This is a genomic window from Chryseobacterium sp. WX (genome assembly GCF_029542485.1).
In the GTDB taxonomy this organism is placed as follows: Bacteria; Bacteroidota; Bacteroidia; order Flavobacteriales; family Weeksellaceae; genus Chryseobacterium; species Chryseobacterium cucumeris.
In genome coordinates this window covers 547,644-562,386 of the sequence record NZ_CP120710.1, presented here as the reverse complement: position 1 = coordinate 562,386, position 14,743 = coordinate 547,644, and the positions used below count along the sequence as shown (strand labels likewise).

Genomic DNA, 14,743 nt, shown 5'->3' with positions numbered 1-14,743 from the left:
TTAATTATGTTTATCGTTAAAAAGATCATCCAGAACTCTGTATCTGAAATCGAAAATACTTCTGAGTTTTTCTTTTACAAATAACTGATGGGCTATTTTACCTAAAATTCCCATCGGCAGTTCATAATCTACTGTGTCTTTCATGAGTACTCCATTCTCATTAGGGATAAATTCATGAAAATGATTCCAGTACTTGTATGGACCTTCTTTCTGAAAGTCTGTAAAACTTTCATGATCTTTTACTTGGCTTATAACGGTTTTCCATTTCATCGGAATTCCCAGCACTGGAGAAACTGTGTAATCTATTTCCATTCCTTTAAAAATAGGCTTATCCTTAACATCGGAAAGAACAACAAAGCCCATGCTCTCAGGGGTTATTTCTGATAAATTATGAGGCGATGAAAAAAAACTCCATGCCGTTTCAATGCTGCAACTCAGCTGTTGCTCTCTGTATAATCTGTACATCATTTATTTTTTATCAATTGTTAAACACTTCAACAATCATTTTAATCCTGTATTCTACGGTCAGAAATAAGCAGATTTGTAACGGATATAACTTTTTAACGCAACCAGCAACTTTTGTGAATTGGCAATTCTGATTCTTTGCTGCAACATATTCTGGGAGCTTGTTCTTTTTATTTTCTCAAACAGGGAAAGATAGTATCTGTAGGCAAGGTATACTCCGAAAATGGATGATCCTGGCAGTTTCTTAATTCCCTGCAATGCTTCTTTGAATTCTTCTTCAATTTCATTTTCAATCTGCGTTTTTACTATATTATCAAAGACTGACATATTCAGAGATGGGAAATAAGTTCTTCCTAAAAGCTGATAATCATCTTTAAGATCCCGCAAAAAATTTACTTTCTGAAAAGCAGATCCTAATTTCATTGCAAAGGGTTTAAGCTTATCATATTGCTGCTTATCACCTTCTGTAAATATCTGCAGACACATTAATCCTACAACTTCTGCAGATCCGTATATATACTCTTTGTACAGGTCAGAATTATAATCAATTTTATGAAGATCCATTTCCATACTATGTAAAAACTGATTGATCAGCTTTATATCAATATCATACTTCCGAACCGTTTCCTGAAATGAATGCAAAATAGGATTGAGTGATATTCTATCTTCAAGCGCTTCATAGGTTTCCGCTTTTAATCTCTTCAGAAGCTTTTCTTTATCATAGCCATGAAAACTATCTACAATTTCATCTGCAAGGCGCACGTAACCATAAATAGCATAAATAGCAGGCCTGATAGCAGGCTTGAGGGCAAGTATTCCCAACGAAAAACTGGTACTGTATTTTTGTGTAGTGTACTTACTTACTTCGTAAGACAATTCATCAAACAGCTTTTTCATATTATTTTATTTTTAGTTTACTAACTTCAGCCGCCACAATTTTCCCTGAAATTACCGAGGGAGGAACTCCGGGACCAGGAACCGTCAACTGTCCTGTATAGAACAGATTCCCGATCTTTCTGTTCCTTATCTTGGGTTTTAAAACTGCCGTCTGTGATAAAGTATTAGATAACCCGTAGGCATTACCCTCATAAGCATTATAATCAGAGATAAAATCGCTTACACAATAGCTTCTTTTATATTCAATTCTGGAAATAAGATCGGTTTCACCGGTATGTTTTTCAATTCTTTCAAGCATTTCCATCAAATATTTTTCCCTAACAGGTTCCTCATCATGTATTCCAGGGGCAAGGGGTAGCAGTAAAAAAAGATTCTCACAACCTTCAGGAGCTACATCCGGATCTGTCTTGGAAGGGCAACATGTATAAAAGAGAGGCTTTTTGGGCCATTTTTTATTTTTATAAATACAATCTATATGATTATCAAGTTCATTTTCAAAAAACAAAGTATGATGTTTTAAATGGGGTATTCTTCCTCTTATTCCCAAATAATAAATAAGACAAGAGGGGGCGAAGGTTCTCGTTTTCCAATATTCATCTTTATAGTTTCTGAGCGATTTGGGAAGCAATCTTTCTGTATGATGATAATCTGATGAAGCAATGACCGCATCAAATTCATATGTTTTACCATCCACTAGTATGGAAGATACCTTTCCTTTTTCCGTATTTATTTTTTGTACTTCATGATTAAAATGAAACGTTACACCCTGTTTTTCTCCTACCTCTTTCATAGCAAGAACAAGTTGATAAAAGCCTCCCATAGGATATTTTGTGCCCAAAACATAGCCTCCGTAATTCATAAGACTGTACAGGGCAGGAATCTGCTGGGGAGAAGCTCCGAGGAATATAACCGGAAACTCCATCAGAGATTTTAATTTTTCATCAGAAAAGTATCCTGATACATACTTTCGGAAATTACTGAGAAGATCAAGCTTGAGAGCACTGTTTGCTATTTTTAAAGAAGCAAATTCACGCCAGCTGTAGCAGGGCTTGGTAACAAATTCCTTCATTCCGATTTCATACTTAAATCTAGCAGACTCCATAAATCTGTCATACTGATTACCTGCTCCACTTTCTGTTGCTTCAAAAAGATCTCTTATAGCATCATTATCTCCAGGAACAGAAACTTTTTCTCCTGAGAAAACCATTTCAAACTGTGGGTCTAAGGAAACAAGTGTAAAAAAATCAGACACTTTGCAATCAAAATCATTGAAAAATCTCTCAATAATATCAGGCATCCAGTACCAGCTAGGGCCCATATCAAAAACATAGCCTTTATCTGTTTTAAATTGCCTTGCACGACCACCAGGTTGGTTATGCTTTTCAAATACATGCACTTCATTGCCGGATTTTGCGGCATAAGCAGCTGCTGAGAGTCCTGAAAATCCAGAACCTATCACTGCAATTCTCTTTCTTAAGTTTCCAGTATTCATTGGTATTTATCTAATAGTTTTAACAGATAATCTTATATCGTATCAATTGAGTTCCTTATTCACCATATCCAGTAAACTGGCATTTGTCAAATTCATTTTGTAAAAAGAATCATGGAATTTGTCCAATTTAGAAAGTATGGTAATGAGTAACATTTGTTCAGAACGGGTCAAATTCCCCACCACTATCTTTGAAACTTTACGAATCTCCTGCATATGCTCCTCAAGCACCGAAATTCCTTTTTCTGTTATCTGAATATATTTTTTTCTTTTATCTTCCTGAGATTTTGTCTGTTCAACCCAACCATTATGAATCAAACGGTTAATAATTAGTATCCCTGAAGATTTTTCACTTACATTATGGCCGATAAGTTCCATTTTAGACATTGCTCCCCTTGTCCTTAAACTGATCAGATAAATAAAATCATCCTGGCTTGAAAAAACAGAATTCCCAATTGAACGGGAATACATTTTCGCAAACCGTCCTATTCTTATAAGTAAGGTATTAATAATACTCTCGGAACTTCTTCCTAATTCCTTCCCTACCCACCAAGGATTTTCTGATTCAGAAGGATTTTTATGGCAATCATTAATCCAATGTATAAACCCTTGAAGATCATTATTATATAATGCCTTATTTTCATTTTGCTGAATGAATTGATGAACAAGTTCCAAAACTGATTTTAAAAGATCAAAATTCATATCAATCAAATTAGTATACAAATATACTAAAATATGTATATAAATATACTTTAAATTGTTTTATTTAAAAATTATTAATTAAAGAAATACAAAGATTGGGTTTTAAACAAAAGGAAATAAAACAATAAAACACTAATAAACAATATTTTACATATCATCAATTAGATTAAAAAAAATGAAATCATAAGAAAGAAATTAAAAACATATAGTATATTTATAAACTTAATATTTATAAATATCAAACGCTTTAATAAGATTACCCTGTTGACTTGGTCGCTATTTTACAATATAAATCCCGGGCTTTTTTAATTATTAATGTATGTATTGCAATATATTATGTATAATGGAATTGAAAAAACATATTGATTATTAGTCATTTTAATAGTATCTTGTAGAAAACAAATCTTTATTACGATATGTCTGCCAAACGTTACGTTCAAACCCACACCAGGAGGATAAGAAAATTCTTTGGGTTATTAGGTCCGGGATTAACGACTGGTGCTGCCGATGATGATCCGTCTGGAATTGCAACATACTCTCAGACAGGAGCTCAATTTGGTTATGGACAGCTATGGACAGCACTTTATATGCTTCCCTTTATGATTGCGGTACAGGAAGCTTGTGCAAGAATAGGAATGGTTACCGGTAAGGGGCTTACGGGAGTAATCAAAATGCATTACAGTAAGAGAATATTGTACAGTTCAGTAGGGCTTGTGGTGATTGCCAATACGATTAATATCGGGGCGGATATTGGAGCAATGGCCGCTGCCGCACAATTAATTATCCCTGTTGATATTATCATACTGATGCTTGTTTTTACTATCAGTATATTGGTCTTGGAGATATTCACCAGCTACCAGGTGTATTCAAAATTTCTAAAGTGGCTGGCATTATCTCTTCTTGCCTACCCTCTTACTGTATTCATCATTGATCAACCCTGGAAAGAAATACTAAAAGCCTCTGTTATTCCTCATTTTGAATTTTCATTTAATTTTCTTTTCATAATAACCGGAGTGTTTGGAACAACTATTACCCCTTATATGTTCTTTTGGCAGGCTTCACAGGAAGTGGAAGAAGAAAATAAAAAGGGGTTAATACAAGATGGGAAACCCCAAATCGGATGGCGTCATATTCATGCGATGAGAAAAGATAATAATATAGGCATGATCATTTCCGAATTTACCACATGGTGTATTATTTTGGTCGGAGGAACCGTTTTGCATAGCGCTAATATAACAGATATTAATACCGCAGCTGATGCGGCAAAAGCTTTGGAACCTTTAGTGCAGTCATTTCCAAATTCTGGATTGATATCCAAAATTATATTTGCCATTGGCATCATCGGCCTGGGTTTGCTTGCTATCCCCGTCCTCTCAGGATCAGCATCTTATGCCGTTTCAGAAGCTCTTAACTGGAAAGCCAGTTTAGATATGAAATTTACAAAAGCAAAAGGATTTTATATGGTTATTATTATTTCTACCCTTATTGGCCTTTGTATGAATTTTATCGGTATAAACCCAGTAAAAGCTCTTGTTTATACCGCAGTTCTCAATGGCATAGCAGCGGTACCTCTTTTGTTTCTGATTATCCGGATATCAGCAAGTGAAAGTATTATGGGAGAATTTAAAAGCAGATGGCTTTCAAAAATTTTATTATGGGCGACATTTTTCTTTATGGCCACCGCTTCTGTGGCAATGTTGTTTACTATTTAAATAATAATTCCTATTCCACTTGTGTTAAAATAATTTCTTCATCTTTTTTAAGAATTTTAACCGGAACCTGAAGATCTGTCTGAATTTTCACCCTAAGTGCCTCCAATGCAGAAGATTCTCCGTGAACAAGCATAATCTGCTTGGGAGGAATTTCATATTTTTTAACCCACTCTATTAATTCAGACTGGTCTGCATGAGCAGATAGTCCCGTGATTTCTGCAATATGGGCTCTGACCTCATAGAATTTCCCGTGCATTTTCAGCTCGTGAGACCGGTTGAGCAGTGCTCTCCCCCTTGTACCTTCAGCCTGAAATCCAACAATGAGGACCGTATTTCTACTGTCCCCAATATAGTGTTTCAGATATTCCAGCACTCTTCCGCCAGTAATCATACCACTTCCCGCAATGATAATTTTTGATTTTTTTTCTGCGATGATTTCCTGAGTTTCAGTATAATCTTTTGTGATATAAATCTTTTCAATAATATCATTCCATTTCTGGGTATCAACCAAAGTGTATCCAGAGTACCTGACCATGATTTCGGTGGCTAAAGCTGCCATAGGGCTATCCAGAACCACTGGAATACTGACTGGGATTTTATTTTCGTTTTTAAGTTCCTGAAGGATATACATGATTTCTTGTGCCCGTCCAACCGCAAAGCAGGGAATAATTATATTTCCCCGGTCTTTTATGGTTTTATTAATCCAATACTCCAACTGATCAGACAAGTCTTTATTTTCGTGAAGTCTGTCCCCATAAGTTGATTCCATAACCAAAAAATCAGCTTGGGAAAAAAAATCGGGAGGAGCTAAAACTGCACTGTGATTTCTTCCAATATCTCCAGAAAAAACTATTATTTTCCCAAAGCAGGTAATTTTTACAGAGCACGCTCCTATAATATGTCCACAGGGTTTAAACATACAGCTTATATGATCGCTTAGTCTAATTTCCTCATTTTCATCAATCACATAAAACTGTTTAAAAGATCTTTCTGCATCATTTATCGTATACAAAGGTTTTGCTGGATTATGTCTTGTATAATGATGACGGTTGGCTTTTTCAGCATCTTCCTCCTGAAGTTTGGCACTATCAAGTAATATTAGCTTTGTAAGTTCCTTAGTAGGGCCACTCATGTAAATTTTACCTTTAAATCCATTCTTTACGATAAGTGGAATATATCCGCAATGATCAAGGTGAGCATGGGTAAGAATAATGGCATCTATTTCCGAAACATCGGTATTCAGTGGCATCCAGTTTTGCTCTCTAAGGTATTTTACTCCCTGAAACAAGCCACAATCAATTAAGATTGTAAGTTCAGGAGTTTTTAATAAATGCTTCGATCCGGTAACAGTTTCTGCACCGCCGAGTGATTTTAGAGTTATAGCGTTCATGGTAATACAATTTTATTGGACTTTTACTTTTTTATTCATTTGCTTTACAGTATTTGCTTTGCCCATTTTGATGTACAGACGGCCATTTCTATAGTGGGCTTTAATATTACTGACATCAATACCTTCCGGAAGTCTGAAACTCCTTGCAAGAGAAGAGGTTAAAAATTCTTTCCTAACATAATTTTTCTTAATTTCCTCTTTTTTACCTGATGTATAAGCCTGAATATTCAAAATGCCGTTTTCCACCCTTACCTTAAAATCGGCTTTCTTAAAACCGGGAGCATTGACCAATATCTTATAATTCCCGTTTTTATCAATAATATTGACTGAATGTTCTATTTTAACAGGCTGGTTAAGAATCTCATTTGTACTCCAGAACTCTTCTGTTAATAGTTTTGCTGCAGATTGTTTTTGGGCTAAAGTTTTCATAATAATCGTATTTGATTAGAGATCAAAGGTACCATAAGACATATTCAGAAACAGTGACAGTCATTGCATTTAATTGTGACCGTCATCACCCTTCTGCCACCTATTAATAATATCGATAACTTCATAGGCATCGGACGGATCTACATTTCTGACAGACGCCCATCGTAATCTATCATTTCTTATTTCGGGTACATCATCTTTAAATGGATCTTTAAGCCATGCTATAATATATCTGACTCCTAAAGAAATAAGAATTTTAAGAATAACGGATGAAACAGAACAGTCGTTACCGTTAATGATAACAACATCTTTTGCCTCGGCAAAATATACTGTTGCCTCATCCAACGGAACGCTGATGATGGTAATTTTATGCCTTTTATGATTGGCTAAAGCAAGAAATTGTTTGTCAATCTGACTTGTATTGTACGCGATCACTTTCATAGCTTTTTTTCATTCATCAAATGTATTGAAGAATAAAAAAGCCAACCGTGTTCAAAATCATTATTAAAAATGATCTGTATTTCAATTTTTCATTTTCTGTAATCGTGTAATGTCCAAAATTGTAATTCTACCTGCATTTCTGTCAATAAGACCTTCTTCTTTAAAATCTCCAAGTATCCTGCTCACTGTTTCGATAGCCATACCGGCCATAGAAGCAAGATTCTCTCTGGAAATTTCAAAATTTCCTGTCTCTGAATGGGCCTGGTATAATTTGCTGAGGATTTCCGCCATTCTTTTTCTTACTGAAAAATAAGCAAGGTGTAAAAGCTGCTGTTCATGGTTAACAACACTTTGCGCCAGAATTTTAATAAACTTTTCTGCCACATCAGGATATTTACATACCAACTGATCCAGCTCCTCTCTGGGAATAGAGCGCAAGGCAGCATCTTCAAGTACTTCGGCCGTTTCTTTATACTCTCTTCCTGTAAACAATGAGGTAATTCCAAAATATTCGTCAGGGTAATATACACAGGTCATCAGCTCTTTTCCATCTTCTGTCATTTTTGTAGTTTTCACCGACCCGGAAAGTATAAGGTATACTGTATTTGCTGTATCACCTTCCGCGTATATAATCTGTTTCTTTTTAAGGATTTTGATTTTGCGATCATCAAAAGATTTTTTCAGCTCATCCAGACCATTTACAGGTTGAAACAGATGATCCATCTGTTCAGAGTTACTGCTATAAAACTTTTTCTGATGTTCTTTTTTCTTAAGTCTGCCCTCAATTGCATTTAAAAGTTCAATATCATCAAAAGGTTTTGTCAGATAATCATCTGCTCCCATTTCAATTCCTCTGCGTATTTCTGCCCTATCCGCTTTAGCAGTAATAAAGATAAAGGGAATCAGTGAAGTTTCTTCTCTCTTGCTTAAGAGATACAGTACCCCATACCCATCGAGTTCCGGCATCATAATATCACACAATATGATGTCAGGTATATATTTGATGGCCAGCTCTACTCCCTGTTTACCATTTTTTGCCTGCAAAACTTCATATCCAGCCAGCATCAGAATTTCGGAAGTGCTTTCCCGGATGTCATCATTATCTTCAATGATCAATATCTTTATCTTTTCCATGAAATAATAAAACTGTTATTTTCTATTAAAAGACAACGTAAACTGAGTTCCATTACCAGGTCCGCTGTTAAAATCAATTTTTCCATTCATCAGATTAACATACCGTAGAACAATATTTAATCCCAGGCCGGTTCCCGGAATATTACCAATATTATGAGCTCTGAAAAAAGGCTGAAAAAGCCCTGCCTGGTCATCTTCAGGTATTCCAATTCCGTTATCTTTTACCGTCATCTGATAATATTCTTTATTTATTTCTGTACAAAACTCAATAAGCGTATCTTCTCCGGAGTATTTGATCGCATTGCTGATGAGGTTCATAAGACAGTTCCTTAATAAATTCTGATCCAGATTTACAATATTTTCTACTCCGGTATGTTGATAAATTACAATTTGATTGTCTTTGGTTATCAACTGCATTTCTTCTACAAGTTCTTCCGAGAATTTTATTATATCAAACTCGTGATAATCCGGGGTTACAATACCAGCTTCCAACTTCTCCAGAGAAAGAAAATCGTTAAGAATTCCATTGAGACCAGTGATTGCATTTTTTATTTTATGAAGGTGTTTTAGGATCTGAGAATGATCAGCAAGCTGAAGATACTTTTCAATGAGAACTACAGAAAGTTGCATCGAGCTTAAAGGGGTACGAAATTCATGCGAAGCCATAGATACAAAACGACTTTTCATGCGGTTAAGCTCTTTTTCTTTCTCAAGAGAAAGATTTGCTTCTTCTTTTGCCTTTTCCAAGGCACTTAACATTTGTTGAAGAGATTTTGTTCTCTTCTCAACCAGCTCTTCCAGCTCAGTTGTATATTTTTTAAGAAATTCCTCAGCTTCTTTCTCCTTAGAGAGATCGTGTATAAACCCAGTATAAATAACCCTGTTTTGAAGCTGGACTTCGCTTACAGCAAGTCTGAACGGAAATTGGGAGCCATCCTTTCTAAGACCTTTTACCTCTCTGCCTTTACCAATTATTTTTTTTTCTCCTGTCTGCTGATAGCGCAACAGATACCCGTCATGTCTGCTGTGATGGGGTTCCGGCATTAATACAGAAATATTTTTGCCGATTAATTCTTCTTCTGTATACCCAAATATCTTTAATGCAGAGGGATTTAAATTTTCAATCCTCCCCTGACTGTCAATAGTAATAATTCCGTCTATTGCTGTTTCTATAATTGCTTGCAAGAGCCTGGCGCTTTCCATAAAAAAATAAATACTTACCCTTATTAAAGATAAGTATTTTAAATCAATTTCCTGTAAAACACTTTAATATGTCAACAAAATACATATTTCTTAATTATTATTTTCGTCCATATTTTTAGAATCTAAAAATAGATATGACCTCCTTCCGGAATAATCAATAAAGGAATCTGTAAATCCTGAGCTTGTCTGGCTGCATGGCTACCGGCAATAAGCCTTCTTATAAAACCTTTTTGTTGATGTCCCATAACCAGCATATCTATATTTTTATCTTTTAAAATATTCAATCCTGTATCAATACTGTCGCTTTCAATATAGTTATAACAGATTTTTCCCTCAAGATCTTTAAAAAAAGTATCTTTCTTCTGCTGATAGGAGATATTTTCTATGAGATCAACAGCGGTGTCTGTAATATGGGTAATAAGAAGCTCAGCATTGAAATAGTCCGCAAATTTGATGAGTGCATGTGATATTTTTATATCCTGTACATTCAGATCTGTTGCAAATGCAATTTTTTTCAGATCTTTATACTGATATCCTGATGGGATGAGAAGTAGCGGATATTCCGTATGTTCAATCATTTTGATACTGTTACTTCCCAGAAGGAATCGTGCAAGATTACTCGCTCCCTTCATTCCCATTACCACCAGTAATGTTCTGTTTCTCGCCGCTGTGTCGTTAATCAGTCGGATCGGATCTCCTGTTTCACATGCATAATAGATAGAAGGATGAAAGGGAAAAGCATCCTCACCCCAGATTTTTTTTCCTTCGGATTCAATGTTTTTAACTTCTTTCTTTAGTTCGTCCTCATATTCTTTTTTTAATACAGGATATTCATACAAGGCCCATGCGGTCTGTCCGAACATTGGTTCCTCAATAGGAATATTGAAGGCGTGACATAGTTCTAGATTACTTTTTAATGCATGTGCCAGATGAAGAGCATATTCTGCGGCAGTTCTGGCGGGCTCCGAAAAATCAGTGGGTACTACAATTGTTCTCATTATTTCAGTTATTTAAATTGAAGTTTACTTTCCAAAATAGGATCAAGATTATAAATGTCATTATAAAACACAAGCTGTCCATTTTTTATACGGCAGGTAAGGTATGTGATCATGATTGGAACGGGCTGCCTTAAAACGAAATCTTTTCTTTCATAACGATCCATCAAAGATTTCATAAGCGGAATTTCATTTGCAGCACCATCATATTTCAGCAGCTCACCAGCCAGCTCGCCAGCCTTTTCTACACGGATGCAACCATGGCTTAAAGCCCGTTGGCTTTTGCCAAATAATTGTTTCTGAGAGGTATCGTGAAGATACACTCCATAGGAATTTGAAAATCTGAAAACGACTGCTCCAAGTGCATTATCACAGCCTGAAGACTGCCTTATACTGTATTGATATGGATTTTTATAAACTTGTTTCAAATTCGATGATGTAACAGGTATTGCTTTTCCTGATCTGTTATACAGTGAATAATGATGTTCTTCCAGATACTGACTGTTCTTTACTATTTTAGGAAGCATCTCTTTTATGAATATATTTTGAGGAACTTTCCAATCAGGGCCTGTTGTAAAATAATCAACTGTGCTTTTTAAAACAGGACTAGGAGTAGAAGGCTTTCCTACAATCACATTATACGTGAGTATCTTATCTTTTTGAACAAAATCCAGAGAATAAGAAGGAATATTTACCAACAGATAGACATCTCTACTAACATCCATCCAGCGTAAACGCTCCATATTAATGGCTATCTTTTTAATTTCTGATTCCTGGTTGGAGACACTATTACCTTTAAAGATCATATTCAGGTAATTCTGAAGATCAATATATTCCTTAATTTTAGGTTCAACATCAAGAACTGCTTTTGACAAATCACCTTTCTTAACTGCCTGATACAATATCTCTCCAGCTTGAAAGCCCTCTATATCATCATTACTATCAATAAAAGACGAACTAAAAAAAGGATTGTATTTTCCAAAATGCAGATCGTTGATAAAGGTAATTAGTGCATCTGTCATTAAAATATCCGTTACTGCATTGTCCTTAGTATTTGTCTGTTCAGGTTGATTTCTTAAAGTATTCAATCTTTCATTAGTAAGATTCTCCTGATGGTAATCTTTTGCCGACAATCCCTTCTTACCTGCATCCTTAAGTAAAAGAATCGCGTCCTGAAGCAGGTCTTGTTTTATAGTTGAATGAGTCCACACATATTCAAACTGGTGCTGTTTATAAAACTGATTAACAGATTTTGGAAAGTTCAATTCTGAAAGTTCAGTTTTATTACTCAATACAAGTTCTATTTGATTTACAGAGCTGACATCTTGTCCAGAGAAAAATGTAATACCGAAAATGACCGCTATCCAATTCAATAAATTTTTCATAATCCCGAATTTAATCATGTAAAATTCCAAATTCAAAACATTATGAATAATGACCCTTATCACATAAAAAAATGATATTGCCCTTTACTGCATCTTTCTTTTATAAATGTGATCATAAGTTGTCTTTGAAAGATCAGCTTAAAAACCGAAACATTAATTTCACTATGATGAACATCATTTTTCAGAATGACTGCCATCATTCCTTTTACAGTAAGTCTTTCTGAACTTTGAGGCATAAAATTAACTACAAATGAAAACAAATGAACAATTACAACAGGATGTTCAGGAAGCCATCAAATGGGAACCTATGCTGCATCCTGCAGAAATAGGAGTTACTGCATCAGATGGTGTTGTCTCATTAACAGGTACTGTTGATAGTATCGTGAAAAAAAAACAGGCTGAGAATGCAGCCAGAAATGTAAGCGGAGTAAAAGTACTGGTCGAAAACATCCAGGTAAAACTTCCGGATTCAAAAGTAAAAACTGATATCGAAATTGGCGCTGAAATCATCAGTGCTTTTACTTCCAATGTTATTATTCCCCAGGATAAGATAAAGGTTAAGGTAGAAAACGGATGGGTAGATCTGGATGGTGAGCTTCCCTGGGATTATCAGAGAGAGATTACTGAAAATGCAATACAATTCCTCCCTGGAATAAAAGGTATCTTTAATAATATCACCATCAATCCTGATACTAAAGATGCCGTCAGCAAGAAAAAAGTAGAGGAAGCATTGAAAAGAAGTGCTGTTGATGAAAGAGAAATAACGGTCTCTGTATCTGGTACAACAGTAACCCTGACAGGAACTGTCCATTCATGGCAGCAAAAGGAAGAAGCAGGCCGGATTGCCTGGAAAACGCCTGGTATTAAACATTTAAAAAACAAACTGGAAGTCGATTATGAATACAATGTATAAGTAAACGATTCCGGTTATCAGAAATTAAACATAATATTGTGAAATCTTTTCTTACAAAAAGCTTTGCTCTTGCAGGCAATATTGCCTCCTTTTCTGCTCGGTTTTTCAGAGAGATGTTGAAACCCGGTTTTGAATATAAAGAGTTTACCAGACAATGTTTTGTTGTGGGATATCAGTCATTGCCTCTGGTAACCGTAACCGCTTTTATCATGGGGTTGGTACTTACCATTCAATCCCGTCCGGCGATGTCAAAATTTGGGGCTGAATCCTGGATACCTGGGATGGTTTCACTTTCATTAATAAGAGAAATTGCCCCGGTTATTACTGCTTTAATCTGTGCAGGAAGAGTATCCTCCGGAATAGGTGCCGAGCTTGGCTCAATGAAGGTTACCGAACAGATTGATGCCATGGAGGTTTCTGCCATTAATCCTTACCGCTATCTTGTGGTAACAAGAACTCTCGCCACAACATTAATGATACCCATCTTAGTTGTTTTTGCAGATTTGGTAGGAATCATAGGAGGTTTTATAGGGATCAATATTCATGGAGATAATAGTATCAGCCATTATTTTTCCCATGTTTTTGACTCTCTGGAATATGCCGATCTTCTTCCCGCAACCCTAAAAACATTTTTTTTCGGTTTTTTTATCGGAATTATCGGCTGTTATCATGGGTTTACTGCTGAAGGAGGAACAAAAAGTGTAGGAAAAGCGGCCAACACAGCCGTAGTTTCAGCTTCCCTGATGATCTTTATTATTGATCTGATAGCAGTACAGATTGCGGATTTATTTTTTGAACTGTAATGGAAACATATGAAAAAATGAATGCTGAATTTACCATGCCTGTAGCTAACGGGCCTCTTATCGAGTTTAAAAATGTATATAAATCCTATGGTAATAATAAGGTTTTGGACGGGATAAGTTTTCAGGTAAAAAAAGGAGAAAATCTGGTGATACTAGGTAGATCAGGTTCAGGAAAGTCCGTTACGGTAAAATGCCTTGTAGGTCTTACCAAAATAGATGAAGGAGACATCTATATTGACGGAAAAGCCATAACCAATCTTAATGAAGAAGAGCTTAACAAGGTGAGGAAAAAAATTGGTTTTCTGTTTCAAAACGGAGCTTTATATGATTCTATGACGGTGAGACAAAATTTAGCGTTCACTTTACAGCATCATAATAAAAAACTAAGTGAAGAAGAAATAAATAAGGCTATTACTGAAGCATTATACAATGTTGGGCTTGAAGAAGCGATTGATAAAATGCCTTCAGAGCTTTCAGGAGGGATGCGAAAAAGAATAGGCCTTGCAAGAGCTCTGATTATAAAGCCTGAAATTATAATCTATGACGAACCTACCGGAGGATTGGATACAATTACTGCCAAAGAAATTATAGAGCTTATCTGCAGCATTAAGCAAAAGTTTAATACAACCTCAATTATCATCACCCATGATCTCGTATGTGCAAAGTATACCAGTGACCGGATTATTGTACTGAAAGATGGGAAAGTCAATATTGAAGGAACCTATCAATTGATTGAGCACAGTAAAGACGCTTGGGTAAAGTCATTTTTTGAAAAATAAAGAGAA

At 35.6% G+C, this 14,743-nt stretch carries 15 protein-coding genes; 4 read left to right on the top strand and 11 right to left on the bottom strand.

Annotated features, from left to right (window positions below):
• The 4 genes from PZ898_RS02525 to PZ898_RS02510 are packed head-to-tail and all read right to left on the bottom strand — an operon-like array spanning position 1 to position 3,553.
• Positions 1-468, bottom strand: a complete 468-nt coding sequence (locus PZ898_RS02525; RefSeq protein ID WP_120230990.1) for an SRPBCC family protein — start codon at positions 466-468, stop codon at positions 1-3.
• A gap of 57 nt (positions 469-525) precedes the next feature.
• Positions 526-1,362 (bottom strand): phytoene/squalene synthase family protein, encoded by an 837-nt coding sequence (locus PZ898_RS02520; protein WP_277694699.1) that lies wholly within the window; start codon positions 1,360-1,362, stop codon positions 526-528.
• A gap of 1 nt (position 1,363) precedes the next feature.
• Positions 1,364-2,854 carry an oleate hydratase gene (locus PZ898_RS02515; RefSeq protein ID WP_123278319.1) on the bottom strand — a complete coding sequence of 497 codons (1,491 nt, stop codon included), beginning with the start codon at positions 2,852-2,854 and terminating at the stop codon, positions 1,364-1,366.
• Between the two features lie 42 nt (positions 2,855-2,896).
• The gene (locus PZ898_RS02510; protein ID WP_216444710.1) at positions 2,897-3,553 is read right to left on the bottom strand and encodes a winged helix DNA-binding protein; all 657 of its coding nucleotides are present in this window, start codon (positions 3,551-3,553) and stop codon (positions 2,897-2,899) included.
• A 416-nt stretch (positions 3,554-3,969) separates the two neighbouring features.
• Here PZ898_RS02510 and PZ898_RS02505 point away from each other — a divergent pair, with 416 nt between their 5' ends.
• Positions 3,970-5,265: a divalent metal cation transporter gene (locus tag PZ898_RS02505; protein WP_277694698.1), complete on the top strand. Its 1,296-nt coding sequence runs from the start codon at positions 3,970-3,972 to the stop codon at positions 5,263-5,265.
• A gap of 10 nt (positions 5,266-5,275) precedes the next feature.
• On the opposite strand, the gene PZ898_RS02500 is transcribed toward PZ898_RS02505, so the two are convergent.
• The 7 genes from PZ898_RS02500 to PZ898_RS02470 all read right to left on the bottom strand — a co-directional run bounded on the left by PZ898_RS02500 (position 5,276) and on the right by PZ898_RS02470 (position 12,242).
• Positions 5,276-6,655, bottom strand: a complete 1,380-nt coding sequence (locus PZ898_RS02500) for an MBL fold metallo-hydrolase (protein WP_277694697.1) — start codon at positions 6,653-6,655, stop codon at positions 5,276-5,278.
• Between the two features lie 12 nt (positions 6,656-6,667).
• Entirely contained in the window at positions 6,668-7,084 is a 417-nt protein-coding gene (locus PZ898_RS02495; RefSeq protein WP_062669944.1) for an Hsp20/alpha crystallin family protein, read from the bottom strand.
• A gap of 69 nt (positions 7,085-7,153) precedes the next feature.
• On the bottom strand, positions 7,154-7,525 hold the full coding sequence (locus PZ898_RS02490) for a hypothetical protein (protein ID WP_277694696.1): 372 nt from the start codon (positions 7,523-7,525) through the stop codon (positions 7,154-7,156).
• A gap of 81 nt (positions 7,526-7,606) precedes the next feature.
• Entirely contained in the window at positions 7,607-8,659 is a 1,053-nt protein-coding gene (locus PZ898_RS02485; protein WP_062669948.1) for a response regulator, read from the bottom strand.
• 15 nt (positions 8,660-8,674) lie between these two features.
• Positions 8,675-9,844, bottom strand: a complete 1,170-nt coding sequence (locus PZ898_RS02480) for a PAS domain-containing sensor histidine kinase (protein WP_253297196.1) — start codon at positions 9,842-9,844, stop codon at positions 8,675-8,677.
• 140 nt (positions 9,845-9,984) lie between these two features.
• Positions 9,985-10,860 (bottom strand): universal stress protein, encoded by an 876-nt coding sequence (locus PZ898_RS02475; protein WP_277694695.1) that lies wholly within the window; start codon positions 10,858-10,860, stop codon positions 9,985-9,987.
• 8 nt (positions 10,861-10,868) lie between these two features.
• Complete coding sequence (locus PZ898_RS02470) at positions 10,869-12,242, bottom strand: L,D-transpeptidase family protein (protein WP_228432298.1); 1,374 nt, start codon at positions 12,240-12,242, stop codon at positions 10,869-10,871.
• 250 nt (positions 12,243-12,492) lie between these two features.
• Between PZ898_RS02470 and PZ898_RS02465 the strand changes: the two genes are divergently transcribed.
• Genes PZ898_RS02465 through PZ898_RS02455 form a run of 3 tightly spaced genes read left to right on the top strand, consistent with a single transcriptional unit; the run spans position 12,493 to position 14,737 of the window.
• Complete coding sequence (locus tag PZ898_RS02465; RefSeq protein ID WP_216444716.1) at positions 12,493-13,155, top strand: BON domain-containing protein; 663 nt, start codon at positions 12,493-12,495, stop codon at positions 13,153-13,155.
• Between the two features lie 38 nt (positions 13,156-13,193).
• On the top strand, positions 13,194-13,958 hold the full coding sequence (locus PZ898_RS02460; RefSeq protein ID WP_277694694.1) for an ABC transporter permease: 765 nt from the start codon (positions 13,194-13,196) through the stop codon (positions 13,956-13,958).
• A complete protein-coding gene (locus PZ898_RS02455) occupies positions 13,958-14,737 on the top strand; it encodes an ATP-binding cassette domain-containing protein (protein WP_277694693.1) in 780 nt (259 codons plus the stop codon). The genes PZ898_RS02460 and PZ898_RS02455 overlap by 1 nt, the downstream gene beginning before the upstream one ends.
• Positions 14,738-14,743: the final 6 nt, after the last annotated feature.

Coding starts and splice junctions, on each gene's coding strand:
- PZ898_RS02525 (WP_120230990.1), bottom strand. CDS start 468: ATGATGTACAGATTATACAGAGAGCAACAGCTGAGTTGCAGCATTGAA.
- PZ898_RS02520 (WP_277694699.1), bottom strand. CDS start 1,362: ATGAAAAAGCTGTTTGATGAATTGTCTTACGAAGTAAGTAAGTACACT.
- PZ898_RS02515 (WP_123278319.1), bottom strand. CDS start 2,854: ATGAATACTGGAAACTTAAGAAAGAGAATTGCAGTGATAGGTTCTGGA.
- PZ898_RS02510 (WP_216444710.1), bottom strand. CDS start 3,553: ATGAATTTTGATCTTTTAAAATCAGTTTTGGAACTTGTTCATCAATTC.
- PZ898_RS02505 (WP_277694698.1), top strand. CDS start 3,970: ATGTCTGCCAAACGTTACGTTCAAACCCACACCAGGAGGATAAGAAAA.
- PZ898_RS02500 (WP_277694697.1), bottom strand. CDS start 6,655: ATGAACGCTATAACTCTAAAATCACTCGGCGGTGCAGAAACTGTTACC.
- PZ898_RS02495 (WP_062669944.1), bottom strand. CDS start 7,084: ATGAAAACTTTAGCCCAAAAACAATCTGCAGCAAAACTATTAACAGAA.
- PZ898_RS02490 (WP_277694696.1), bottom strand. CDS start 7,525: ATGAAAGTGATCGCGTACAATACAAGTCAGATTGACAAACAATTTCTT.
- PZ898_RS02485 (WP_062669948.1), bottom strand. CDS start 8,659: ATGGAAAAGATAAAGATATTGATCATTGAAGATAATGATGACATCCGG.
- PZ898_RS02475 (WP_277694695.1), bottom strand. CDS start 10,860: ATGAGAACAATTGTAGTACCCACTGATTTTTCGGAGCCCGCCAGAACT.
- PZ898_RS02470 (WP_228432298.1), bottom strand. CDS start 12,242: ATGAAAAATTTATTGAATTGGATAGCGGTCATTTTCGGTATTACATTT.
- PZ898_RS02465 (WP_216444716.1), top strand. CDS start 12,493: ATGAAAACAAATGAACAATTACAACAGGATGTTCAGGAAGCCATCAAA.
- PZ898_RS02455 (WP_277694693.1), top strand. CDS start 13,958: ATGGAAACATATGAAAAAATGAATGCTGAATTTACCATGCCTGTAGCT.